This window comes from Bartonella henselae str. Houston-1, from assembly GCF_000046705.1.
In the GTDB taxonomy this organism is placed as follows: Bacteria; Pseudomonadota; Alphaproteobacteria; order Rhizobiales; family Rhizobiaceae; genus Bartonella; species Bartonella henselae.
On the sequence record NC_005956.1, the window covers coordinates 1,505,025 to 1,530,661 of the forward strand.

The window sequence follows — 25,637 nt, forward strand, 5'->3', positions numbered from 1 at the left end:
AATGTCTTCTTAAAACAAGTGCATAAAATAAGCAATGCAATGGCCTGCTGTTCTTCGTGAAAAGCGCCATGCCATTAAAGAACATGAAAAGCAAAAAAGGAAACACCGCGCAATTTTCATGGGGCAAAGCCCTCTCTAAGGGATCTGTGCATTTAAACTCGCGATTCCAAATCCCTCGAACAAGGCCTTTGATGCAAAAACTCAGCCAATACATCACAACCCCGAAAGTGAGAAGAATCCTTTAGAAATGAGTAATCTCTCTTACTTGAACAGCATCACAAAATTCCTTTGTAATCCCCTCGCCCACAAACAACATCATGCAAACATATTAAACTTTGCCACCAGCAGCAGAAAGAAACGACATCATAAGACAAAACAAGGAATAAATCTTACGCATAAGATATTTTGCATAGCGCATATCAATTTTTCTAACCATATCCATTCTTCTCGACAGAGGAAGCATTTCTGTTAAGATATTCTCTTATAAAACCTCACTGTCATAATTGCTCTTTTGGATAACAAACAAAAAACAGCATGAAGATGTACCATATAGGAAATGAACAAGGATGAATTTACAACAAATTGACTCTGATATTTTTATCAGCACCCAAATCAGCGTTGAAAACATCGAAACATTGGCGCAAACTGGTTTTAAAACGATCATTTGCAACCGCCCTGATCAAGAAGATCCCCATCAACCTGATTTTTCCATCATTCAAGGAGAAGCGTGCAAATATGGCATAAAGGCCTATCACATTCCTATCGTGCCACCGACCATAAAAAAATCAGATATTGAAATCATGAAAACAATTTTAAAAACAGCATCTTTGCCCCTTCTCGCTTATTGTCACCAAGGCACACGCTCAATGCATCTTTATCGTTTAGCGCGTCTTTAAGCACTTAATCTTAACCAACAAGAAAGGAACAAGCGGTAAACTTTCAAATCATAATAAAAACCGCAAGATTTCATAAGGCTATGAAAACACAAAAGAGAAGACAATGATGAAATCAGATCTGCAAACATTCATTTCACCCTCCCAACAACGAAAACTTCATATATTTCACGATGTTCTAGAATATATTTTTGTCATTATCATCAATTTAAGCGCTATTTTTGCTGCTCTCATATCCTTTACAGATCAATTTAAGTCCTATTTTTAAAAGTAAGCAGCTGATCAAGCTGCGACAATGGCTGTACTGCCGCCAAAATGGCTTTTGCTTTTTTTTTGTCATGATGCATTTGGGCAATTAAAGGCTCAAGCCCATCAAATTTTTCTTGTTTTCGTAAAAACTGGAAGAAAGAAACAGTGCAGTTTTCTCCATAAAGGTCACCGTTAAAATCAAATAAATAGGTTTCTAGAAACGGTGCTGCATTTTTCACAACTGTTGGACGACAACCAAAACTTGCAACTCCATCATACAAAACACCGTTAGCACGACGCAATCGTACTGCATAAACACCATACGCTAAACTGGCTTGAGGAGGAAGAATCTGGTTAGCAGTAGGAAACCCTAGAAGGCGACCAAGTTGTTCGCCCTGAATAATATTTGAGCGCACCCGATAATGATAGCCCAATAAACGGGCTGCTTTTTCCACCTGACCTTGTGAGAGAAGCTTACGAATAACACTAGAGGAAATGATCACTGATTGTGAATTTGGTGCGCTCGAAACACAAGGAATTTGCACAACTTCAAATCCCCATTCTTCTCCCTTTTGACAAAGAAGACGTGAATTTCCACTTTTCTGACGACCAAATTGAAAATTTTCACCCGTTACCACAACCGAAACCTCGAAAGCTTTTTTTAAAATCACATTGATAAATTCATCTGCTGAAAGAGCAGCAAAATGTGCATCAAAAGGCTGTTCAATCACACCATTAAAGCCGAGGATTTTAAAAATTTCAGCTTTTTCAGGAGCCTCTGTTAAGCGATCAATGGGAGCTGAGTGTTGAAAAAAACTTCTTGGATGCGGCTCAAAGGTTAAAACAAGAGCTGGCTTATTTCTCATGCGTGCTAAATCGAGCGCTTTTTGAAGTACCACCTGATGACCACAATGCACACCATCAAAATTTCCAAGTGCCAATACCGCCCCTTTCCAAACCAAAGGAAGCATATCAATCCCTTGAAGACGCAAAAAATCAGACATTACTGCAGTGCCCACATTACCGCTTGTGGCTTATAGCCATGATGTTCAAGAAAAGAGTGCAAAGCTTGCTTATCGACCATACCATTTTGCAAATAATCGTAACGATGAATCCCCCCCATGATATAAAGCACATCAAGACCAAAATGAACAGCGCCTTTAACATCGGTCAAAAGACCATCGCCAATAGCGAGAATTTGACTTTTTTCTACTGCACCGCGAATTTTTTGAAGTTTTTCAAAGGCACACTCATAAATAGGCGCATGAGGTTTACCGGCGATGCGCACCTCACCCCCTAATTGTTGGTAAAGACGCGCTAGGGCACCAGCACACCAAAACTGCTGATTTCCATAATGAACAATGACATCGGGGTTGGCACAAATAAATGGTAAATTCCGCGCTCGCATACGGTGAAACATATCCTCATAAGCGGAAGGTTTTTCCTCAAAACCTTCAAGAAAGCCACTGCAAACCACCACCGAGGCCTCCCACTCTTCAACCAATTCACAATCCAACCCTTCAAACAAAACTAAATCACGTTGCTGACCAATAAAAAAAACTCTACGCGGTGCAGCCCGAATGAGATCACGCGTCACATCCCCTGAAGTGATAATGGCATCATAACAATCGCTATGTACATTCATACTTTGTAATTGATCAACGATATTTTCACGTGGACGAGGTGAATTGGTCAAAAAAATGACATTTTTTCCCATCTTTCGAATTTTGTGTAATACTTTCAAAGCCGGTTCAAATGCATGTACACCGTTATGCACCACACCCCACACATCGCAAAAAACAGCATCATAATCCTCTATAACAGTATCAATATGGGTCAGTTCATTCATGTTACACCTATTTATATCTTTGCCATTTCTCAAACTGTCTTTTACTTCAAAACGACTTATCGAAAGAGTAGTCTTCTGTCATCCGCTTTTTCAACATTGTTTTTTATCCCTTCATCGCTTCATATTGCATCTATAAACCATGAGAAATAATAAAATAAATAAGCTATTATAACTATGCGAAATTCTAAAATGTTTCCCATCAAAAACGAATAAAACTACAATAATGAGAACTTCAATTCTAAAAGCGATTGTATTGATACAGTTTATCATCTGAATCATTCAAGTTCTTATTTTGAAAACGTACGAATAAATATTTTCATGAAAAAAAAACGAGAAGAAAAAGTCCCACTTCCCGAGAAATAAAGAGAATACGCAGCACAGGAAATATAAAACATTGCTTATATAGTACATTAATTTTTAAGCTTAAAAGAGCATTCTGAGATGACATTCGAACAATTTTTAATCTAAAGCCGTATAAAATATCGTATTTTTTTAAAGTTTGAGGAATATACGACCTTATTTAATCAACAAAAAACATTCTCTTAATTTGGCGTAATAAGGATTTAAAGAGTATGAAGCGTGATATGCATAAATAAGGGGTTTCCTAACAGCTTAAAAGAATCCGTATCGAGAGTTTTTTTGCAATCAAAGTTGCGCAAGCAGTATGAAATCAATAGCACACTGTTCTTCAAAGAGGATTAATCTGTAGGATTTATAAGTAAAATGTGATCTAAAATCATATTCTATCCAATCAGCGCTTCCAAATAATGGAGACCAAATCGAATTTGAAGATTTCACAGGATAACTCCTCAAATTGATAACTTAAAAGGTTCATTATCTTTTACAGAGTCTGAAAACAATAAAGCGTAAGGAATCATGAGAAGAATAGCCATAATATGAAAGGGGGAAAATCAATGACCAAAATACCCACAAATAAAAAGAGGAAAGTCTTTTAGCCACAAAACAGTATAATACAGTGAAATCTCTCACCACTTGAGTGATAAAAAACATGATAAGCTTTTCTTTCATGGCTTCATATCATATTGTAAAAGGTACTGACTTATAACAATAATTTATTATTTGTATATTGAATAATAGTAAATTATTATAAATCAATGTATTGCTCAATACAGAATGCTACGAGAAATCATAAGGATCATAGGTTTTCTAGAACGCATAAAAATACCTCTTGTAGCATCGATCTCAGTGGACAATTGGATAAAAGAATTGGTATACTTTATGATATTCTCTTTCGTAATCAGTTTTAGTTCTTTTGTTCTCATTCTATTATGCTACGATAAAAAATTCATACGGCGTCTGTCGTAAATTCTTCTTAGTATTCCACTCATAGCACTCATTGAAAGAGCAAGCAATCATAAAGCTAAAGCTGTATCCTAGATACAGGATGAAAATCAAAATCCCTCTTAGGGGGGGATTAAAAGAGGATAAAAATGAAAAAAATTATTTTATTATGCAGAGCTGCATTACTTGCATTAACCGTCGCTGGTTGTGAAAAAATCCATAGCGTAGAAGAATTCAAAAAAAATGAGAAATTGAGGGACGCGTGGGGAAAGAAATGTTTAATTGAGAACGCTATTAAGTCATCAAAAAATTGTCAAAATTTACTACAAGCCGATAATGAAATATTTTTCTCACAAAAACCTGTCTCTACAAAGCGTGAACATAGTTTTTAACAAACGCAGTGTTAAACACTATTGTTAAACCAATAAAGTGTAATTTATAAATCATCAAAGGAAGAGATTACTCCCCCACGTAAAGAGATATCTCTGTAGCCTCTTTCTTCATTTTTATCAAAAAAATTCATCATTCTCACGACGGCATCCGTAAATGGTATAACGATAACCATTGTGCATCATCATTTTTACGCTTGAGAAGGAGCAAGCTAGTACCATCATACTCTTATACCAGCTCAAAATGTTGCGATAACCCTTGGTACTTAAGACAATTCATAAGAGGCATTTTTCCTCCTTGTCTTAACAGTTTTTACCCACACGCCACCCCCATGATGTGCAAGAAAATGATTTTGATTGATTCACCATAAACAGATTTGAAACGAGAGAATCTTACGATATTCGATGCTCTCCTTCAGGTTGAAGGATAATGAATTATCATTATAAATCAACATCTTATTTCTATTTTAGAGAGTGCTCTAAAAATGAGATTTGCAAGAATATTATTTCTTGCAACTTCCTCAGATTGAGGAATGATAATCACCAGAAAACGGTATAACTTTATTTTCTGATGATGTTGGAGGAAGCATGAAATAAGATTTATTGCATTTTTATTCTAGACTTTGAAAGAGCGGCAATAATTCCTATAGTGTCTAAACCAATATTGGCAATATTTTCTTTTGAACAAAAGAAGAAGACGCTTTAGTCACAAGTCTCTGTAAAAGCTTTCCCCCTCCAGTTATAGATGAATTTTCACTCACTTGTGCTCTCGCTCTCTCTTAATGAAAGGATTATCTGTCATTTGAGAAGCATATATCTCTCATACGACGACCCAAACTATCACCTATCCTTCCTATAGTTTTCAAATCAAAAGCTCTTACGCTACCAATAAACCAATACCATTCCCAATCATTCCTCCAACTGCTATTCCAGAGACTGCACCGCAGTACCCGCCATCACTGCAACAGCTGAACGACCACTCTTGCTTATGCCAACAATGATGTCCGATAAAGTCTTAGAAAAATAAAAAAAACCATGATGTCATCATATTCTATGATATCTATAAACTTTTATAATGAAGACAGTTTTGAGCAAACCAATTTCTATAAATTCCAATAAAATTCTCTTAGTAATGTGCCGAGAGAAGACTGAAAATATCCTATACTGCGACATTTGCAAAATGAGTGACTTATTTATTATTGAAGAGTTTTACACTAAGAGATACAGCATAACGGAATATCCTTGTGGTTATATCTCACATCCATGAAGAAACTCTAACCCATACAGTAATATAAATCCATGCTTCATAACAGAGAACTCGACAATTGTGAGAACCATCAAGCAGCAATAAACGAAAAGCAGAGCAAAACTCTTAACATGACACCATGCTTAAATGGATAAATGAGTGATTTCCAAATGCTTAGATAAAGAGGATGAGAAAACAAATGAGCCTCATGCAAAATATGACCGAATACGCATGCTTGATATCAACCACTTGCATGCGCTACTAGAGAATTCTCAATAATAATGGCACAAAGCCAAGAATTTTAAAAACTTCAGCTTTTTCGGAAGCCTCTGTTAAGCGATCAACGGGAACTGAGCATTGAAAAAACTTCTTGGATGCAGCTCAAAGGCTAAAATAAAAGCAGACTTATTTCTGATGCTTACTAAATCGAGCGCTTTTTGGAATACCACTTAATGCCTACAATGCATGCCATCAAAATTTCCAAGTGCCAATACCGCTCACTGCCAAACCAAAAGAAGCCCCTCTGCCCTCTGAAGACGCAAAAATTAAACATCACTGCAGTGTCCACACTGCCGTTTATGGTACAATGAGTCTCCCTCCATACAAAAATATACATAAAAATTTCTCTGATTCCTTTCAATTTTATTGAGGAATTGGTCACTCCAAAGATTGCGTGGATCTCTCCGTTACACAAATTAGAAATCCACAAATAGCAATCACAAGTTTGCAAATGGATTGTAAGCTCCATGATCCTTCCGCCACTGTAAAGGCTCGATAAAATCACTTGACCACAAACCAACCTTTTTGTTACGCGCGACTTCTTCAACACTACGATAGTGTGCTGGAGCAGGATTTTTATCCCCTTGTGAAAGCACCAACATCCCTTCTGCAAGGCCTGCTTCAGCTAAATCAACACCTTGAACAAAACATTGCGCATAATAAATACCATTGCGCATAAGAGCCTGTTTACACGATAAATCCTGACCAAGTGTTTTGGTAACCAACCAAGCTGTTGTAACTGCGCCACATGGCCATTCTTGATCGTCTAATTTTGCTTTTTGACGTGGTGCACACGTATCCACACCATAAAGATGAATATTGCGCGTGATATGCTTACGCCAAGATTGCGCCACAGGAGTAACCAATTTAAATGTGACACCACTCGTCACCGACGCTCTCCCATGAAAAATAACTACACTGTTTGGTGAAATACTCTTTTGCAAATTGAAAACCGGTTCATTTTTTGTGAATTGCTGTTTAGTGATAGATTCAGTTGTTTTTTTTTCTTCCAAAGGCATCTCAACAATATCTTGGATATCTTGCATTCTCAATGGCGTGAGAAAACTGAAATCTATTTTATCTTTATATTGGCTTACCCCCCATAACATAGAACCCACAATGTAGAGAATAACAATCAATTTAAATCGCATTCGCTTAACATATTTGCTTAAAAACTTCATTGTTTCATTGCCCTTTCGTATTTTTATGAACAACCTCCTACTTTTTAAGAGAAAGTTCTAAGCAGGATGTGTTGCAAATTAACCACATTTTGCGAGGAAAATATTCTTTTTTACATTTTAGATATTGTCATTTTGATAAAAATAGTACAACTATTAGTTGCTTAATTAAATTAGCGCAACTGTAAAATCTGCTCTCTGGGAGAGAGAATTTTGACGGTCAGCAAAGTCCACGATCAAGACTTTTAAGAAAACCAGAAAAATCGAGGGGAACTTAGGCGCGTGAAGTCTAAGACCAGAGGGGTTTTTGTCCTTGAGAGGCAAAAAGATTTCAAAAGAGTAAGAAAGATTCTTTTTAAAGAGAGGTAAAATGACAGACACTATATCCAGGAACATCATTTTTATCATCATCATGCTGCTGTTAACAGCGCTCGTTGTATCAGACCCTTCTTATGCTGCTGCTGCTACGGGTAGTGCCAGTGGTCTGGGGAATGTTGATAATGTTTTACAAAGTATTGTTACGATGATGACAGGAACAACGGCAAAGCTGATTGCGACAATATGTGTTGCTGCTGTAGGTATTGGCTGGATGTACGGCTTTATTGATCTACGCAAAGCCGCTTACTGTCTAATTGGCATTGGGATTGTTTTTGGAGCTTCCGCTCTGGTTAGTAAATTAACGAGTGCATCATAAATGAACGAAGATCCTCTTTTCCTTGCCTGTACAAGACCGGCCATGTTTGCCGGTGTTACAATGGAAGCGATGGCGTTTAATGTCATGGCAACATCCATTCTCTTTATTTTAACCAGCGGTTTTACAATGATTGGTCTTGGTATTGGGTTGCACTTTGTTTTGCGTGAAATAACCAAACATGACCATAACCAATTTCGCGTATTATTTGCTTGGCTCAATACCCGAGGGAAACAAAAAAATCTGAACAGATGGGGGGGTGGTTCAACGTCCCCCCTCCGCCTTATCCGTACTTATGAGGAACTAAACAGGTGAAACAGATGTCAATGATGAAACGGGAATCTTTGCCTGAAGACTATATTCCCTACATACGCCACATCAACCAACATGTTATTGCATTAAACTCCCGCTGCTTAATGACTGTGATGGTTGTTGAAGGTGTAAATTTTGACACTGCAGATATCGACCAGTTAAATTCCTTACACAACCAGTTAAACACACTTTTGAAAAATATCGCCGATGAACGGGTTGCTTTATATTCTCACATCATCCGTCGGCGTGAAACGATTTATCCAGAGAGTCAGTTTTTTTCCTCTTTTGCAGCAACATTAGATGAAAAATACAAAAAGAAAATGGTTTCACAAGAGTTGTATAGAAATGATCTCTTTGTTTCACTGCTTTGGAATCCGGCATCAGATAAGACTGAACAGCTTGCTTCATTTTTTCAGCGCTTAGCAAAAGCGAAGAAAACACAATCTGAACCCGATCAGGAAGCCATTCGTAAAATTGAAGAGTTAAGCCAAGATCTTATAGAAGGATTGGAAAGCTATGGAGCGCGGCTTTTGTCAGTCTATGCACATGGAGGCATTTTATTTTCCGAACAAAGTGAATTTCTCCACCAGTTAGTGGGAGGAAGGCGTGAACGCATTCCTCTCACATTTGGCACTATTGCCTCAACGATTTACTCAGACCGTGTCATTTTTGGCAAAGAAACGATTGAAATTCGCCATGAAAGCAATGAACGCTTTGCTGGCATGTTTGGCTGGAAAGAATATCCCTCTAAAACCCGACCAGGGATGACTGATGGTTTACTCACAGCACCGTTTGAATTTATCTTAACACAATCCTTTGTCTTTAAGAGTAAAGCAGCGGCTAGTGTCATTATGGGTCGCAAACAAAATCAAATGATAAATGCGGCCGATCGTGCCAGCTCACAAATTGAAGCACTTGATGAAGCACTTGATGATTTAGAATCAAATCGTTTTGTTTTGGGCGAACATCATCTTTCTCTAGCCGTTTTTGCGAACCACCCAAAGGCCTTGGCTGAATATCTCTCAAAAGCACGTGCTCACTTAACCAATGGAGGAGCCGTTATCGCGAGAGAAGATTTAGGATTGGAAGCAGCATGGTGGGCGCAACTTCCTGGCAATTTCAGTTATCGTGCGCGATCAGGAGCCATTACCAGCAGAAATTTTGCAGCTTTATCTCCCTTTCATTCCTTTCCCATTGGTAAACTGGAAGGCAATGTATGGGGAACTGCTGTGGCATTACTAAAAACACAAGCGGGATCTCCTTATTATTTTAATTTTCATTATGGGGACTTGGGCAATACCTTTGTTTGCGGTCCCTCAGGATCTGGAAAAACGGTGATTGTTAATTTTCTTCTTGCACAACTCCAAAAACACAACCCGACAATGGTCTTTTTCGACAAAGATCAGGGTGCAGAAATTTTTGTCCGTGCTGGCGGAGGAAAATATAAGCCTTTGAAAAATGGACAACCTACGGGCATTGCCCCCTTAAAGGGCATGGAATACACAGAAAAAAACAAAGTTTTTCTTCGTAATTGGGTCTTAAAGCTGGTGACAGCTGAAGGACAAACGGTGACAGAAGAAGAACGACAAGATATTGCCAAAGCCATTGATGCCTTGGGAAATCTCCCCCATGCACAACGTTCTCTTAGTGCCCTCCAATTGTTTTTTGATAACACATCAAAAGAAGGCATTGCCATACGCTTACAACGCTGGCTCAAAGGCAATGACTTAGGCTGGGTTTTTGACAACGATCAAGACGATCTCAATTTAGACTCTCAATTCATTGGTTATGACATGACCGATTTCTTAGACAATGAAGAAATTCGGCGTCCCTTGATGATGTACCTGTTTAACCGAATTCTCGATCTTATTGATGGGCGACGTATTATTATTGTCATTGATGAATTCTGGAAAGCGCTTGAAGATGATTCCTTCAAAGCGTTTGCGCAAGATCGCCTTAAAACGATCCGTAAACAAAATGGTATGATGCTCTTTGCAACACAAAGCCCAAAAGATGCTTTAAATTCAACAATTGCACACACCATTATTGAGCAATGCCCCACCCAAATATTTTTTCCAAATCAAAAAGCAAATTATAAAGATTATGTTGAAGATTTCAAACTGACTGAGCGAGAATTTGAGCTGATACAATCAGAATTAAGTCGAGAATCCCGTCGTTTTCTCATCAAACAGGGACAAAGTTCCGTTGTTGCAGAACTTAACTTACGTGGAATGAATGATGAGATCGCCGTCTTAAGCGGTACAACAAAGAATATTGAACTGGTGAACCAAATTATCAGCGAATATGGAGCAGACCCAGACATATGGCTGCCTATATTTCATCAAAGGAGAGAAAATCAATGAAAAAATATAGCTTAGTCACATTGTTATCTTTATTTTGCATCTCTCATGCAAAAGCACAAACAGCAACCCTTACTGATGAATATTATAAAAAAGCCTTAGAAAACACGCAAAAATTAGACGTTGCAAAATCACAAACAGCTGAGTCTATTTATGAATCTGCAACACAAACTGCAAACAAAATTAAGGACATAAACAATCAACTTGCAAATCTTAAAGCAGATACAAAGACTAAACCTGAACAATTGCAAGCCCTGCAAATAGAGCTGACTCTTCTCCAGGCACAGCTGCAAGCGGATACTTTAAAAATCCAGTCTCTTGCTATGATTCAAGCAAAAGATACGAAAACAAAAGAAGAATTGCGTGAAGAGCAAACACAAAAAAAGCATGAAGATCTTCAAAAACAATTAAAAGAAAAACTTGAGAAATCTGATGTCCGACTTTAGTTTTTCCCCGTTTGAGAGCATTTCTGGATATATTTTACAACCACTCAATAATGTAATGAACACAACAGTGAGTGGTTTGTCTTCTGCTATTTCAGCCCCTTTAAATCTTGCCTCGATCATTTTTATTTTTCTGTATGGTTATAATGTTATGACCGGTCGCGTTGCCCTTTCGATGAATAGTCTTCTCAACAATGTTGTAAAAATCGTCATTGTGACGACAATGGCAACCAACGCGGATACATTTAATACCTATGTTAAAAATATTTTCTTTGGCGATTTAGCAAATGCTATTGGGAATGCCCTCAACAGTAATCCCTCTAGTGCCAATGTTTTTGATTATATTCTGTTAAAGACAAGTGCCCGCTATCAAGAGGTTTTGGCAGCGGCTTGGTTCCTTGAAAAGATCATGGTTGGTCTTCTTGGATCTTTAATGATTATGGCCGTTATTGTCTTTTGTATAGGTGGTTTTATCGTGCAAATGTTTGCACAGGTTGCACTTGTGATGATTATAGGTCTTGGACCTCTTTTCATTAGCCTCTATTTGTTCAATGCAACCAGAAAATTTACCGATGCGTGGATTACGACACTGGTCAATTTTACCATTTTGCAAGTTTTGGTGATCATGCTTGGGACGATTATGTGCAAAATTATTCTGTATGTTCTCGATGGAACATATGAGTCAATTTATTTTCTGTTTCCCCCTGTCGTCGTTATCTCCATAGTAGGCGCTATTCTTTTCCGTGCGCTTCCTGGCATTGCCTCTGCACTCTCCAGTGGAGGTCCATACTTTAACGCTGGTATATCTTCAGGAGGACAGATTTTCACGATGCTCTCCAGCGGCGCTAAAACGGGAAGAAACGCGGCAAAAAGTGCAGCATCAACACTTTCTGGTGCAGCAGGAACCGCAACCAAAGCGGCAAAAATAGGAGGGAATGGTCGTGGTCGATTTTAATGACAGACACCTCCTAAAAGAACCCTAGTTCTTATCTTCACGGTGTGTGCGCTGTTATGCGCACACACCGTGTATATTGCATGAAACAGTTGATACCACCGTTTCACAAGACCAATCAAAATGTTTCATGGTGCATTTTGTAAGATGTATTCAGAACAAGATCCCCCATGCACTCCCTATGAGTTCATGCGTTGTATTTAAAAGTATCTATGAGTTTAAAAAAATGAAACAAAAAATAACTTTTGTTATGATCCTGATAATTGCCCTTACAGGCTGCGCCTCTCTTACTGGCCCCAAAAAACCACCAAGATGTAATGGCAAAGTTACCCGCGCTTTAAATAGAGATAAATGGGATTGGGACAATAAAAACCTCATCCTACAAGAAAAAAATGTAAAGCCTGTCAGGACTCCTATCATCCTCAACACGCTGGAAAACGAAAAAGCAACAGCGACCGTGACGTTGAAGGAAAATTCATTGAATTCCATAACTCGTGAAACACTCCCTGAGAACACTATGGAGATTGCGCGTGAAAATTAATGAATTTAATGAATATATAAAAGAAGCACGTTCCTTTGATATTGATCGCATGCATGGCATGCGACAACGCATGAGAATTGCCATGGCTTTAACGGTACTTTTTGGATTAATGACAATCGCCTTGGCCTTAGCTGTAGCAGCCTTAACACCCTTAAAAACAGTAGAGCCCTTTGTGATCCGCGTTGATAATTCAACGGGCATTATTGAAACTGTGAGTGCCTTAAAAGAAACGCCAAACGACTATGATGAAGCGATAACACGCTATTTTGCCAGCAAATATGTTCGTGCCCGTGAAGGTTTTCAATTATCAGAGGCGGAACATAATTTTCGCTTAGTCTCTCTTTTATCTTCCCCAGAAGAACAAAGCCGTTTTGCGAAATGGTATGCAGGCAACAATCCAGAAAGTCCACAAAATATCTACCAAAACATGATTGCTACAGTCACAATCAAATCAATCTCTTTTTTAAGCAAGGATCTTATTCAAGTTCGTTATTATAAGACGGTCAGAGAATTGAATGACAAAGAAAATATTTCCCATTGGGTTTCGATCTTAAATTTTTCCTACATTAATGCACAAATTTCAACACAGGACCGATTAATTAACCCGCTTGGCTTTCAAGTGTCGGAATATAGATCTGATCCAGAGGTGATACAATGATGAGGATTTTAAAAACACTCTTTTTAGCTTTCATAGCTGCAATAAGTTGCTATACGACCCCCTCATTTGCTGAAACAGCACCTGTGAGTGCACGCAAAGACAATCGCATCAGATTTGTCAATTATGACCCCTATAATGTGACAAAAATCATTGGCTCCATTCGTTCTTCTGTTCAACTTGAATTTGCCGATGATGAAGAAGTAACCTATGTAGGGATTGGCAATTCCGTTGCTTGGCAAGTTGCACCGGCTGGCCACTTTGTATTTCTAAAACCACGCGAAGTTCAACCTGTTACCAATTTACAAATTGTTACAAGCCGCCAAGACGGCACAAAACGCTCTTATCAATTTGAACTACAAGTGCGTGAAGGGGATGTTTCAGCGGGCAATGATACATATTTTCTGGTAAAGTTTCGTTATCCAGAAGATGAAGCCTTGCGTAAAAAATTAGCCGAAGCAGCGAAAGCGGCACAACGTGAAGAAAATTTTGTCAATGATATTTTTAACACGCATGAAGATTTTGGACCACGCAATTGGGCTTATGAAGCGCAAGGCTCACCCCTCATTGAACCTGCTTCTGTCTATGATAACGGAAAAACAACAACCTTTACATTTTTAGGCAATACTGAAATCCCTGCCATTTATCTTGTCTCATTAGATGGACAAGAAGCTCTCGTTCCCAAAACGATTAAAGGAAATAAGGTCATTGTTCATGCCACAGCTGCACAATTCACTCTGCGCCGCGGGAATGACGTGCTGTGTATCTTCAATAAAAGATTTGTGCCTGCAGGGGTTAACCCTGAAACTGGTACGACATCACCATCTGTACAACGTAAAGTGAACATAGGAAACGGTTATGAATGATCCAATGGATGAAAACAACCTGCTAAATGATCGCGATATGATAAAAGACGGTCACGGAAAAAAGCAACGTCCCAATACAAGTAAAGCGGCTGCTCTTGTTATTCTTTTTGGTGTTTGTCTTTATTTAGCGTATTCAACGCTTTTCACAGAGAAACAACAACCGGTTGAAGTTCAAAAAGAAGGAATTATTAAGCAAACGGAACTTTTCCGTCCAGCCCCACCCAAACCTGTATCCCTGGAGCCAACGATAGAAAAAAATAACGTTCTGTTGCCTAAGGTTGAACTACCAACTCCCCCCAAAAAAACAACCAATTCTGATGATTCACTCTTAGAAGCAGCACAACGTGCTCCTGTCTTAGCCTATGCCAACACACAAAAAGGCCAAGGGAGCACAGAAAAAAACAAAGACATAAGCGCGAACCAACCTGAAGCCAAGCCTGATGAAACAGCGCAACGCTTTAATCATCTTCTCAAACCAACAACCCTTGAAGGCATTCGTGCTGCAAAACTTGGCAATCGAAATTACATCATCGCAATGGGCGCTTCCATTCCGTGTATCTTAGAAACCGCGATCAGTAGTGACCAACAAGGATTTGCCAGCTGTATTGTCTCACGAGATATCTTGTCTGATAATGGCCGCGTTGTTCTTCTTGATAAAGGCACCCAAATCGTTGGCGAGTATCGTGCTGGATTAAAAAAAGGACAAAAGCGTCTCTTTGTTCTATGGAATAGAGCCAAAACACCAAATGGTATCATTATCACCTTAGCTTCACCGGCAACAGATGCCTTAGGACGTTCTGGTATGGATGGAGATATTGATAACCATTGGTTAGAGAGAATTGGCTCTGCGCTTCTTGTATCGATTGTCAAAGATGCAACAAACTATGTGAAAGGCCGCTTGCCAAAAGACCAAGATAAGAACAATTCTGAAACAATTTCTTCAGGACAAAACATTGCAAATATTGCCGTAGAAAATTACGCCAATATTCCCCCTACCCTGTCCAAGAACCAAGGGGAAATGGTCAATGTTTTTGTGGCTCGCGATTTAGATTTTTCCAATGTTTATAAATTGAAAGTGATCGAAAACAAAAAACAGATTGTCAATCGGGCTCTTTCGAGAAACTTTTATAAAAATTCTGCGGTAATTTGCAATGAACCAAAACTTGCACACATTGAGCGATGAAACCGTCGCGATTGTTTTAACAAAACTAGAACCTATCAGTACCTTTCTAAAAGATGAAAATCTTTTTGAAATTGTCATCAATCGTCCCTATCAAGTAATGACAGAAGGGGTTGAGGGATGGAAAACCATAGAAACACCAGCTCTGTCATTTAATGAGCTTATGGGAATTGCTAAAGTTGTAGCGTCTTATTCTAAGCAAAATATATCGGAAAAAAATCCAATATTATCAGCCACCTTACCAGGCAATGAGCGTATTCAAATTGTTATTCCCCCTGCGGTAGAAAAAAACACCATCAGTATGACAATTCGCAAACCCTCATCACGGAGTTTTTCCCTCGAAGATCTGGCAAATAAAGGGCTCTTTTCGGTGTGTGAACAAGTTTCCTTCACGCCCTTGAATAATTATCTCTCACATTTGAGTGAACTCAAACATATTGATCATGACTTAGTCCGTGCTTATGCAAAGAAGGATTTTGTCTTCTTTTTAAATCAGGCTGTACAATGCCAAAAAAACATTTTGATTGCCGGAAAAACCGGCTCGGGTAAAACAACGCTTTCAAAGGCATTAATCGCCAAAATTCCCGATGATGAACGTATTATCACCATTGAAGATACACCAGAATTGGTCGTTCCACAGCCTAATTATGTTTCTATGATCTATTCAAAAGATGGTCAAGGTTTAGCCTCTGTTGGTCCAAAAGAACTGCTTGAATCTGCTTTACGCATGCGTCCTGACCGCATTCTTTTACAAGAGCTACGAGATGGTACCGCCTTTTATTATATCCGCAATGTTAATTCAGGACATCCAGGTTCAATTACCACGGTTCATGCCTCAACAGCACTTGCTGCCTTTGAGCAAATGACCCTTTTGGTGAAAGAAAGTGAGGGTGGAGGAGACTTAGAGCGTGACGATATTCGAGGGCTGTTGATTTCAATGATTGATATCATCATTCAATGTAAACGGATTGAGGGAAAATTTAAGGTCACAGAAATTTATTATGATCCCTTTAAACAAAGAAACATCTTTGGTGGGAATTAAAGGAAAATGCCCCTGCTCTAAAAGGCTTTTTTAAGGCAACTCTTGAAAAGCAGAAAAGGAGAAATAAGTGACAGTAGAGGCGACGGAGAATCTTTTGTCAATCACACTGGAAGAATTGAAAAAGCGCCGTGAAGCGGTTGATGCAGTGATCAGTACCCATGCACTTGAAGGTATAGCGCTTCATCCCAAAACGCTCAAAATTTTAGAAGGATATGCGAGAGGAAATACCTCACTAGAAGAATTTAACACGCTTATGGACAACGCTAAATTATAAGGAGGTCGTTATGCCAAAGGCAAAAGCAAAAACGAAAAATACAGAAATTATTTCCCCCCATCATTATGTCTATCCTAACACCACAACACTCAAAAATAAATATGGAATAAAAAACTTAAATGCTTTTCTGGAAAAATGCTCGCATGATACAGCCAAAGCAATGATCAATCTGCGTGAAGAATCCTTACCAGAATATTTTGATACCGCCTATCTATGCCATATTCATCAACAGTTGTTTAAAAATACATTTGAATGGGCTGGATACCTTCGCCATATCCCCTTCACATTTGCAGATGGCACCACAGCCGCCATGCCAGAAATGAAAAGAACGGGTTGGAAAAATGCTTTTGCAATTGGTGATGAGATCCAAGAAGGCTTGCAAAGATTAGATCAAACACTTGCCGAAAAAAACAATTTACAAGGTTTAACGCGCGAAGAATTTAACTCTGAAGCAATAGAACTGTTTAATTCTCTCAACCAACTCCACCCATTCAGAGAAGGGAATGGACGAACACAACGGCTATTTTTTGAAAATCTTGCCAAAGCAGCAGGACATCAGCTTAACTTCTCGCTTATCACAAAAGAACGCATGATGGTTGCCAGTGTTGCGGTAGCAGAAAATGGTGACCTAGAACCTATGCAACATTTGTTTGAGGATATCTCCAATCCAGAAAAAATTCGTCTTTTAAAAGAATTTATGCACACCATGAAAAATACTGGGCGCAATGTTAATGATCGTCCTGTTATGGTTGCAAAGGAAGGGGAAACTTACACGGGCACCTATAGAGGTGCTGGTCTTGAAGGTTTTGCACTCAATGTAAAAGGTGCTTACATTATCGGCAATATAGACCACCTCCCACCAGAACAACTAAAAATATTAAAACCTGGTGATAAAATTACCTTTACAGCTCCAAAAGCCGAAGAATTAAAAAAAACACTCATCCCAAAAGAGACATTAGTTCCTTTGACAAAACTTGAAATAGCTGAAATGGTTGCAGAAGATGCTTTTGTCCACACATGTCGAGACCAAATTTGCAGTCTATCAAAAATTGTTTATGGCAGCCAAGGTGTTTTGAATAAAAACATAATAGAAATCATTAAAAATCCAAGCAAGGGTCAGCAACTCGCCACACAAATTGAAAGAACACCTTACTCTGTTCATAGTCTTGCAGGTTTTGACCTCATTTGCTTTAAAACTGGGGCACGGGTACGTGCTGAAAAGCATGTTGCACTCCTCAGTTGTGCAGTTGCAAATTTTACCCATGCAGTAAAACATGCAAGACAAGAAATCACAAAAGAACATCAAGCAGAACAAAACCGCCTTAGACAAGAGGTCCCTATGCCAAGTCAAAGTTTGCAAGATCTTCTTTCCCTGCCAAAAGAGTTCCAGCAAAAAGCCTTAGGGGTCTCTCCTCTGCTTCAAAAAGAGCTCACGAGTCTTTTACAAAAAGTCAATAGCCGTCTCTCCTCAAGTGAACAAAGAGCACTTAGAGAAAATAATCATGAGACACTGGCGAAAAATCTTGGTGTTTCAGAACAGAAAGCAAAGGAAATTACAAAAACTGTTATGAAAGCCAGAGAAGTACAGCAAAAATCGCAAACACGCACAGTCAGTCACTCAAAAACGCTTGCCATGGCTAGCTAAAGAGTTTGCTCAAAATTGCAAATTTTTGCACCTTCCTTTTGAATCTTCAGGGGAAATGGAATGTTATGCTGTGCTGCCCATAAAAAAGCGTTCAGCGCTTTATTACCGATTTTAACAAGAAGCCTTTACGGCATATTCCGATAAAACCGAAAGTAAGACACGATGAAATATACAAAGACGCAACTGGCACTCATTTCCATGCCAATCGCTTCAGGTGCTTTAACGATATTTCTTGTTCCTCATATGTTGTCATTTGTGATAAATGATCTGAAAACCAACCAAATCTATTGGTATGTCCGTTCAGAACCCTTATTAACGCTGATGCTGGTTGCTGCTGTATCATTATTTTATACTCTCTCACAAAAGCTGCACTTGCGCAAAGCGATCACATTCGTCTCAACGGCCTTTTTTTGCATCACTGCTCTTTACTATATCGGCAGTGAAATAAAACGCTTAAATCCCTATGTTGGACAACAGGGGATAACCTGGGGCTATGCTTTAAAATTCATGGATCCGATGGTTGTTTTCGGCGTCATTTTAGGCTTTGTTCTTTTAGCAATCCAAGTCATAATCACCTCTCCACGCACGAGCAATGTCAAACGTGCCAAAAAAGGAATTTTTGGTGACGCCGCATGGATGAATTTAAAAGAAGCGGCAAGAATTTTTCCCTCCAATGGCCAAATTGTTATTGGCGAAAGATACCGTGTTGATCAAGATAATGTTCGCAACATTCCCTTTGCACCAGGCAATAAAACAACATGGGGCAAGGGTGGAACAGCCCCTTTGCTGACCTTTAATCTTGATTTTGGTTCAACGCACATGATTTTTTTCGCCGGTTCTGGTGGATATAAAACAACAAGCACAGTGGTTCCAACCTGTCTAACCTACACAGGCCCTATTGTTTGCCTTGATCCTTCAACAGAAATTGCACCCATGGTCAAGTTTGCGCGCAAAAAAATGGGCAATAGAAATGTTATTATTCTCGATCCCAATTCGCTCTTAACAAAAAATTTTAATGTGCTCGATTGGCTTTTAGACGAAAATATACCGCGCACAAGGCGTGAAGCCAATATTGTGAGCTTTTCCAAACTGCTTCTCTCAGAGAAAAAATCAGAAAATTCTTCAGCAGAATATTTTTCAACACAAGCGCATAATCTTTTAACCGCACTTCTTGCACATGTAATCTTCTCTGATAAATATGAAGACAGTGAGCGTAATCTCAAAACATTACGCGCGATCCTCTCTCAGTCAGAAACAGCTGTTGTCAATCAATTACGTATGATTCAAGAAACAACACCGTCTCCTTTTATTCGTGAAATGGTTGGTATTTTCACGGAAATGGCAGATCAAACCTTTTCAGGGGTCTACACAACTGCCTCCAAAGACACCCAATGGCTTTCTTTGTCAAATTACGCTGATCTTGTTTGTGGGAATGATTTTGCATCCTCGGATATTGCAAACGGAAAAACAGATGTTTTTCTTAATCTTCCTGCCAGTATTTTGAACAGTTATCCAGCGATTGGCCGCGTGATCATTGGCGCTTTTTTAAATGCGATGGTTACAGCAGATGGAAACTATAAAAAGCGTGTTTTGTTTGTCTTGGATGAAGTCGATCTTCTTGGTTATATGAATATTTTAGAAGAAGCACGTGATCGTGGGCGTAAGTACGGCACATCCTTGATGCTTTTTTATCAATCCTCTGGTCAGTTGGTTAATCACTTTGGAGAAGCAGGAGCGCGTTCATGGTTTGAAAGCTGCTCTTTTGTGAGTTACGCCGCCATTAAAGATCTCCAAACAGCCAAAGACATTTCGGAACGCTGTGGTCAAATGACCATTGAAGTAACTGGAACGAGCAAATCGAGAGGTTTGTCTTTAACAAAAGGTTCTCAAAACATCAACTATCAACAAAGAGCACTGATTTTACCCCACGAGATTATTCAAGAGATGCGCCAAGATGAACAAATTATTCTTATGCAAGGGCACCCCCCTTTACGATGCGGTCGAGCGATCTATTTTAGAAGGAAAGAGATGTTAGCAGCTACTGAAAAAAACCGCTTTGCCCCACAAGCAAAGAAAAGCTGAAAAAGCACCCTCTGACGGCTGCTCTTAAGCCTCAAAACAAGAAGAACAGCATACAATAAAAAAATCAGAGATTCTTGTTTTATAAAAACGTCTTAAAAAGGAATTTTCACATGACCCAACAAGAAAAACATGGTGAAAAAAGACCTTTGAGCAGTGTTGTTTTTCACGGGCTTACCAATGCCAGCACTCTTTATGAAGCGCTCTCCTCATCACCAAACAATGCGTACCAATCATATCTATCTTAAGATACCTCTCAAGAAACTTTTGAAGAAAGCTCTTTTACAGGAAAATCGCCTAGAAAAATTTTTCACAAAAAATAAAAAGACACCATTCATGAAAACAACAAAGACCGATCCTTCTCTCTTAAAAAAAGAAAAAAGCACCAAGATAAGGATTGGTACAAGCAAAAACACTCATGAATTTGAGGGATCCCTCTTCCCTCGTTCAAAGCTTGAAATCTCAAAAGAACATGCGAGGGGGAATATTTCATGAGAAGAATTTAACACTCTCATGGACAGTGCGACATGATAAGGAGTTAACAATGCCAAAAGCAAAAGCAAAAAATATCTCCACCGCTTCTCCCCATAATTATATCTATCCTGGTACCCAAATACTCAAAAATAAATATGGAGAAACAGATTTAAAACTCCTTCTGGAAAAATGCTTACATGATAGGGAACAAGCAATGATGAATCTGCGTGCAGAATCCCTACCAGAATATTTTGATTGCGCTTATCTATGCTATATCCACCAACAATTGTTTCAAAAAACCTTTGAATGGGCTGGCCATCTCCGCCACACTCCCTTCACATTTGCAGATGGTAGCATTGCCGCCATGCCAGAAATGAAAAGAACAGAATGGGGCAAAGATTTTGCAAAAAGTGAAAAAATCCCCGAACTTTTACAAAAATTAGATCAAGAGCTTGCCGAAAAAGACAATTTGCAAGGCTTAACACGCGAAGAGTTTATCAAGCAAGCAACGGAGCTATTTTATTCTCTTCACAAAATCCACCCATTCATAGATGGCAATGAACACACAGAACAATTCTTTTTTGAAAATCTCGCCAAAGCCGCCGGACATCAACTTGACTTTTCGCTTGTCACACAAAAACGCATGATGGCAGTCTGTAGCGAAGCAATGCAATATGGCGATACACAACTGATGAAAGATCTTTTTGAAGATATCTCCAATCCAGAAAAAATACGTCTTTTAAAAGACTTTATGAACAACATCAACAATACAGGACGCAACGTGAATGATTGCCTTGTTATGGTGACAAAGGCAGGAGAAACCTACAGAGGAACCTATCAAGGTTGTTATTCAGAAGCTTTTGTGCTCGATATGCAAGGGACTTACATCATCGGCAAAAAAGATGATCTCACACCAGAACGATTAAAATCATTAAAACCTGGTGATACAATTACCTTTATCGCCCCCAAAAACAAAGAGCTTGAAAACACGCTCATTCCAAAAGAGACATTAGCGCCTCTAACAAAAAGTGAATGTGCCAGAACGGTTGCGCAAACTAGCCATGTCCTCACAGCTCAAAAGAAAGTCCGGCAACACTCAAAAATTGTTTATGGCAATGCAAACACATTAAACGAACAAATAGAAGAGATTACTAAAAATCCAGAATTAGGTCAACTGCTCGCCGATCAGATTAGACAAACACCGCACTCTCTTTCTCCTCTTGCAGGTTTCAGTCTATGCGGTTTACAAAATCCGGCACGTGCAAACGCTCGAAATCATCTTGATGCACTCGCTACTACAGTTGCAAATTATGCACATATTGTAGAACATACATATCATGTAATCACTCAAAAACATCAAATTGAACAAGAACGCCTTGGTAAAACAGTAGAAAAGCCCAGTCAAAACTTGCAAAACCTTTTTGCCTTATCACCGGAACAACAAAGAGAAATCTTGTCTCAATCTCCTCAATTATACCAAGAGCTCCGTACTTTTATATGCTGTGTAGAGCATCGTCTCTCATCAAACGAGTGGAGTGCGATCAAAAACAAAGATTATGAAACACTTGCTCAAAGTATCGGTGTATCAGAACAGACAGCACGAGAGATTACCAATACTGTTCAAAAAGCCAGAGAGTTACATAAACAAGTCTACACACACGCAATCACTCGCTCAAATACGCTTGCTATTGCCAGCTAAAAAATATGAGGCCTTGTTGCTTAATCTGAACACCCATGTGGAAGAAATGTTTTAATATTCCCACACCCATGAAAGAACAGAGCACTTAAGCGCCCTATTACTAATTTTGCAAATAGCATAGACATCATATCCAGATTAATTGGGCGGATGATTATGAGTACCTTTTTAAACGCCAGGATTACAGCTGACGGAAACTACAAAAAGCGTGTGTTGTTTATCTTAGATGAAGTGGACCTTCATGGTTATAGGAATATTTTAAAAGGGCGCTCATTTTACCTCCCCGAAAAACGCGCCAAAATGAATAAATTATTCTCATGCAAGAACATCCCCCTTTACGATGTGGTTGCACGATCTATTTTAGAAGGAAAAAAATGTTAGCAACTGCTGAAAAGAACTGTTTTGCCCCCAAAGCACAGAAAAACTAAAAACCATCCTCTTATGGAGACCATGTATCAAAACAAAAACAACAACATCAAAGGATAAAAGCAAAGGTTCTGTTTCATAAAAGCATATAAACAAGGAATTTCCGCATGATCCAGCAAGAAAAATAAGATGAAAAAAGATCTTTGAGCAATGCTGTTTTGCATGGGCTTACCAACACGCGCACTCTTCGTAAAGAGTCCCTAAACGCACAAGCGGTCAATGACAATGATACGCACCATGTCCATATGGAAGAGTCCCTTATTTAAACACCCAGAAGGCGGGCTTTATGAAAACAACTTTATTAAAAGCTAGGAAAAATTATCATTTATGAAAATGATACACAAAGGGGGAATACATACCAAAAAAGCTTTCCACAAAATGAAAAAAGGAAAGAAATCTGCATGAAAAAACCCAAACGGACTGTTTTGCAGTTTTTATACCAGAAGAATTAAAAAAACACAATGAAACGGTTGATACATCCTTCAGCACACATGTTCTCATCATCTATCAGTCTTCATGTTTTTCAGGAAGCGTTCTTCCCTGAAAAAAAATGTTCGAAATCCCAACAAAATACGCGAAAGGGGACTTTTCACATGAAAATTTTAACATTCTCATAAACCACACACCTCTCTCAAGGAGAAAATATATGTTAGAGCATAATTATCTGTATAAAAACAGCAACACACTGAAAAATAAATATGGCATAAAAGACCCGCAAAGACTGTATGAGCGCTGTGCCCATGATACAGCCAGAGAGGTTATGAATCTTCGCTTTGAACCACCCCCACAAAGATTTGGTCTCGCTTATTTGAAATTGATCCATTGGACCCTCTTCCATAGGAGTTTTGAATGGGCGGGTCATACTCGTGATGAGCCCTTTACATTTGAAGATGGTAGCACCGCCCGTATGCCAGCTATGCGCCCAAAAGGTCATAGGGTTCCTTTTGCCGTTGGTCCACAGATTCAAAAAGAACTTAAACAATTAGAGAGAAAACTTACCGCAAAGAATAACTTACAAGGCTTATCACGCCAAGAGTTTGCTGAAAGTGCTGCGGAAGTTTTTATGACTCTCGACCACGCGCATCCTTTCAGAAAAGGCAATGGGCGCGCGCAAAGAATATTTATGGAAAAGCTTGGACAAGCAGCAGGCTATAAGATTGACTTTTCTTTTATCACAAAAGAGCGCCTCACCCAAGCTAGTATTGCCGCAATGCAACATGGCAACACACAACCCATGAAAGATCTTTTTGAGGATATCACCCACCCGCAAAAATTCCTTCTTTTAAAGGAATTCATCTCTCAAATGAGAAATAGCGGACTTGAGGAAATCAACGAACATATTGTTGTCGTAGCAAAAGAAGGTGTAAAGTATGATGGCATCTATAAAGGTTGTGCTGCAGAAGGTTTTGTCATAGAATTAGAAGATGGTTTTGTTGTCGGCCACAAAGATGATCTTACGCCAGAACAAGTCAAAACATTACAGAACGGTGATCGCATAGTCTTTGAAAAAAGCAATGTTCTCGATCTGAAAGAAATATTGATTCCAAAAGAGACCTTGCCCCCTCTCACCAATGAAGAACTTGCCAAAAGGTTCACAGATAATTGCGGTGTTGAATCATACCGCCAAGAAGTCGAACATTTATCAAAACGTGTTTATGGCAAGTCACAAGCACTCAACGAAATGATAGAGTCGATCAATATAGATCCAAGCTTAGGCGCAGAGTTTGCCGATCAAATTGCTCAAAATCCTAAATCATTTTGTAAACTTGCGGGGAGGAAAATATTAGGCATAAGAAGTCCAAGTCGCAGGCGTGCCGAAGAGGCTGTTCCACAGCTCTGTGAAGCCCTTAAAAGTTATGCTGATATGGCACAACATACAATGGAGAACCTCATAGAGCAGCACCAAAGAGAACAAAGACGCATAGCACACTCTGTGGAAAAACCAGGAAGAGATTTGCAACAGCTTTTTACCCTCTCACCAGAACAACAAAGAGAAGTCCTGTCTCATTCTCCTACACTGCAAAAACAACTCCATACTTTTGCGCGCCAACTACAGAATCGTCTCTCCTCAGAAGAGCATAGAGCTATACAAGAAAACAATCCTCTAAAACTTTCTTGCATGCTTGGTGTATCGGAAAGCAAAGCAAAAGAAATTACTAAAGCTGTAAAACAAACCAAGGAAGCACACTGTCAGCTGCGAACTCTCAAAATCAGTTGTTCCTCAGCAAGGGCTCTTACCAACTAAACACGTGAGATATCTATAATTCTCTCTCTGAGCACATCGGCAAGCAAAATACAAGAGATTATGAAAACCGTAAAATAAACTCAAAAAGTACAATAATACAAACTGCGCACACTCCAAGTCGGCCAATGCGCAGTAAAGGCTTTTAGCAGCAATACAGGAAAGAGAGCTGTACCTTTTCCTCTCCTCTTTTGGTACAAGTCATTTTATAAATGATTGCGTGAAAAAATGTTACAAAATATGACAGAAAATATCCACCAAAATAGACTCGGTAGTTTTATATAACTTATTGATAAAATTTCACAAAAAAACTGTATAAAAGACATAAATGTCGATTATGATAATTGTGAATAGCGGAGGATCTTTGGAGGTCA

General features: G+C 38.9%; 20 protein-coding genes and 2 pseudogenes. 18 read left to right on the forward strand and 4 right to left on the reverse strand.

What is annotated here, in order from left to right; all coding sequences use genetic code 11:
• Nucleotides 1-566: 566 nt before the first annotated feature.
• Nucleotides 567-896, forward strand: coding sequence for a TIGR01244 family sulfur transferase (locus AYT27_RS06735; protein WP_011181123.1), 330 nt, complete (start codon nt 567-569; stop codon nt 894-896).
• Between the two features lie 248 nt (nt 897-1,144).
• Here AYT27_RS06735 and AYT27_RS06740 read toward each other — a convergent pair whose 3' ends face one another.
• Both AYT27_RS06740 and AYT27_RS06745 read right to left on the reverse strand, forming a co-directional pair.
• Entirely contained in the window at nt 1,145-2,146 is a 1,002-nt protein-coding gene (locus AYT27_RS06740) for a bifunctional riboflavin kinase/FAD synthetase (RefSeq protein ID WP_034448079.1), read from the reverse strand.
• Nucleotides 2,146-2,991, reverse strand: a complete 846-nt coding sequence (locus tag AYT27_RS06745; RefSeq protein WP_011181125.1) for a TIGR01459 family HAD-type hydrolase — start codon at nt 2,989-2,991, stop codon at nt 2,146-2,148. The genes AYT27_RS06740 and AYT27_RS06745 overlap by 1 nt, the downstream gene beginning before the upstream one ends.
• A gap of 1,451 nt (nt 2,992-4,442) precedes the next feature.
• Here AYT27_RS06745 and AYT27_RS06750 point away from each other — a divergent pair.
• Complete coding sequence (locus AYT27_RS06750; protein WP_034448081.1) at nt 4,443-4,685, forward strand: EexN family lipoprotein; 243 nt, start codon at nt 4,443-4,445, stop codon at nt 4,683-4,685.
• A gap of 1,531 nt (nt 4,686-6,216) precedes the next feature.
• On the opposite strand, the pseudogene AYT27_RS09375 reads toward AYT27_RS06750, so the two are convergent.
• A pseudogene (locus AYT27_RS09375) lies at nt 6,217-6,395 on the reverse strand (bifunctional riboflavin kinase/FAD synthetase); the annotation flags it as partial.
• Nucleotides 6,396-6,644: 249 nt separating this feature from the next.
• Nucleotides 6,645-7,388 carry a thermonuclease family protein gene (locus AYT27_RS06760; protein WP_011181126.1) on the reverse strand — a complete coding sequence of 248 codons (744 nt, stop codon included), beginning with the start codon at nt 7,386-7,388 and terminating at the stop codon, nt 6,645-6,647.
• Nucleotides 7,389-7,755: 367 nt separating this feature from the next.
• Between AYT27_RS06760 and virB2 the strand changes: the two genes are divergently transcribed.
• The 16 genes and pseudogenes from virB2 (at nt 7,756) to bepC (ending at nt 25,266) form a co-directional block, all read left to right on the forward strand.
• Complete coding sequence (virB2, locus tag AYT27_RS06765) at nt 7,756-8,079, forward strand: type IV secretion system protein VirB2 (protein WP_011181127.1); 324 nt, start codon at nt 7,756-7,758, stop codon at nt 8,077-8,079.
• Nucleotides 8,080-8,391 carry a VirB3 family type IV secretion system protein gene (locus AYT27_RS06770; RefSeq protein WP_011181128.1) on the forward strand — a complete coding sequence of 104 codons (312 nt, stop codon included), beginning with the start codon at nt 8,080-8,082 and terminating at the stop codon, nt 8,389-8,391.
• 5 nt (nt 8,392-8,396) lie between these two features.
• On the forward strand, nt 8,397-10,751 hold the full coding sequence (locus tag AYT27_RS06775; RefSeq protein WP_011181129.1) for a VirB4 family type IV secretion/conjugal transfer ATPase: 2,355 nt from the start codon (nt 8,397-8,399) through the stop codon (nt 10,749-10,751).
• Nucleotides 10,748-11,194: a hypothetical protein gene (locus AYT27_RS06780; protein WP_011181130.1), complete on the forward strand. Its 447-nt coding sequence runs from the start codon at nt 10,748-10,750 to the stop codon at nt 11,192-11,194. Before AYT27_RS06775 ends, AYT27_RS06780 begins: the two co-directional genes overlap by 4 nt.
• Nucleotides 11,181-12,146 carry a type IV secretion system protein VirB6 gene (gene virB6 / locus AYT27_RS06785; protein WP_011181131.1) on the forward strand — a complete coding sequence of 322 codons (966 nt, stop codon included), beginning with the start codon at nt 11,181-11,183 and terminating at the stop codon, nt 12,144-12,146. Before AYT27_RS06780 ends, virB6 begins: the two co-directional genes overlap by 14 nt.
• 223 nt (nt 12,147-12,369) lie before the next feature.
• Nucleotides 12,370-12,684, forward strand: coding sequence for a hypothetical protein (locus AYT27_RS06790; protein ID WP_034448084.1), 315 nt, complete (start codon nt 12,370-12,372; stop codon nt 12,682-12,684).
• The gene (gene virB8, locus AYT27_RS06795; protein ID WP_193581815.1) at nt 12,638-13,342 is read left to right on the forward strand and encodes a type IV secretion system protein VirB8; all 705 of its coding nucleotides are present in this window, start codon (nt 12,638-12,640) and stop codon (nt 13,340-13,342) included. Before AYT27_RS06790 ends, virB8 begins: the two co-directional genes overlap by 47 nt.
• Nucleotides 13,339-14,205, forward strand: a complete 867-nt coding sequence (gene virB9 / locus AYT27_RS06800; protein ID WP_034448090.1) for a P-type conjugative transfer protein VirB9 — start codon at nt 13,339-13,341, stop codon at nt 14,203-14,205. Before virB8 ends, virB9 begins: the two co-directional genes overlap by 4 nt.
• Nucleotides 14,198-15,388 (forward strand): type IV secretion system protein VirB10, encoded by a 1,191-nt coding sequence (virB10, locus tag AYT27_RS06805; protein ID WP_011181135.1) that lies wholly within the window; start codon nt 14,198-14,200, stop codon nt 15,386-15,388. Before virB9 ends, virB10 begins: the two co-directional genes overlap by 8 nt.
• A complete protein-coding gene (virB11, locus tag AYT27_RS06810; protein ID WP_011181136.1) occupies nt 15,357-16,427 on the forward strand; it encodes a P-type DNA transfer ATPase VirB11 in 1,071 nt (356 codons plus the stop codon). Before virB10 ends, virB11 begins: the two co-directional genes overlap by 32 nt.
• A 67-nt stretch (nt 16,428-16,494) precedes the next feature.
• Complete coding sequence (locus AYT27_RS06815; protein WP_011181137.1) at nt 16,495-16,701, forward strand: antitoxin VbhA family protein; 207 nt, start codon at nt 16,495-16,497, stop codon at nt 16,699-16,701.
• A 10-nt stretch (nt 16,702-16,711) separates the two neighbouring features.
• The gene (gene bepA / locus AYT27_RS06820; RefSeq protein WP_011181138.1) at nt 16,712-18,346 is read left to right on the forward strand and encodes a T4SS effector adenylyltransferase BepA; all 1,635 of its coding nucleotides are present in this window, start codon (nt 16,712-16,714) and stop codon (nt 18,344-18,346) included.
• Between the two features lie 162 nt (nt 18,347-18,508).
• Nucleotides 18,509-20,428, forward strand: a complete 1,920-nt coding sequence (gene traG / locus AYT27_RS06825) for a Ti-type conjugative transfer system protein TraG (RefSeq protein ID WP_011181139.1) — start codon at nt 18,509-18,511, stop codon at nt 20,426-20,428.
• A gap of 541 nt (nt 20,429-20,969) precedes the next feature.
• Nucleotides 20,970-22,598 (forward strand): T4SS effector adenylyltransferase BepB, encoded by a 1,629-nt coding sequence (gene bepB, locus AYT27_RS06835; RefSeq protein ID WP_011181140.1) that lies wholly within the window; start codon nt 20,970-20,972, stop codon nt 22,596-22,598.
• A 138-nt stretch (nt 22,599-22,736) separates the two neighbouring features.
• A pseudogene (locus tag AYT27_RS08830) lies at nt 22,737-23,023 on the forward strand (hypothetical protein); the annotation flags it as partial.
• 644 nt (nt 23,024-23,667) lie between these two features.
• Nucleotides 23,668-25,266 carry a T4SS effector Fic domain-containing protein BepC gene (gene bepC / locus AYT27_RS06840; RefSeq protein ID WP_011181141.1) on the forward strand — a complete coding sequence of 533 codons (1,599 nt, stop codon included), beginning with the start codon at nt 23,668-23,670 and terminating at the stop codon, nt 25,264-25,266.
• The last annotated feature ends 371 nt before the right edge of the window (nt 25,267-25,637 follow it).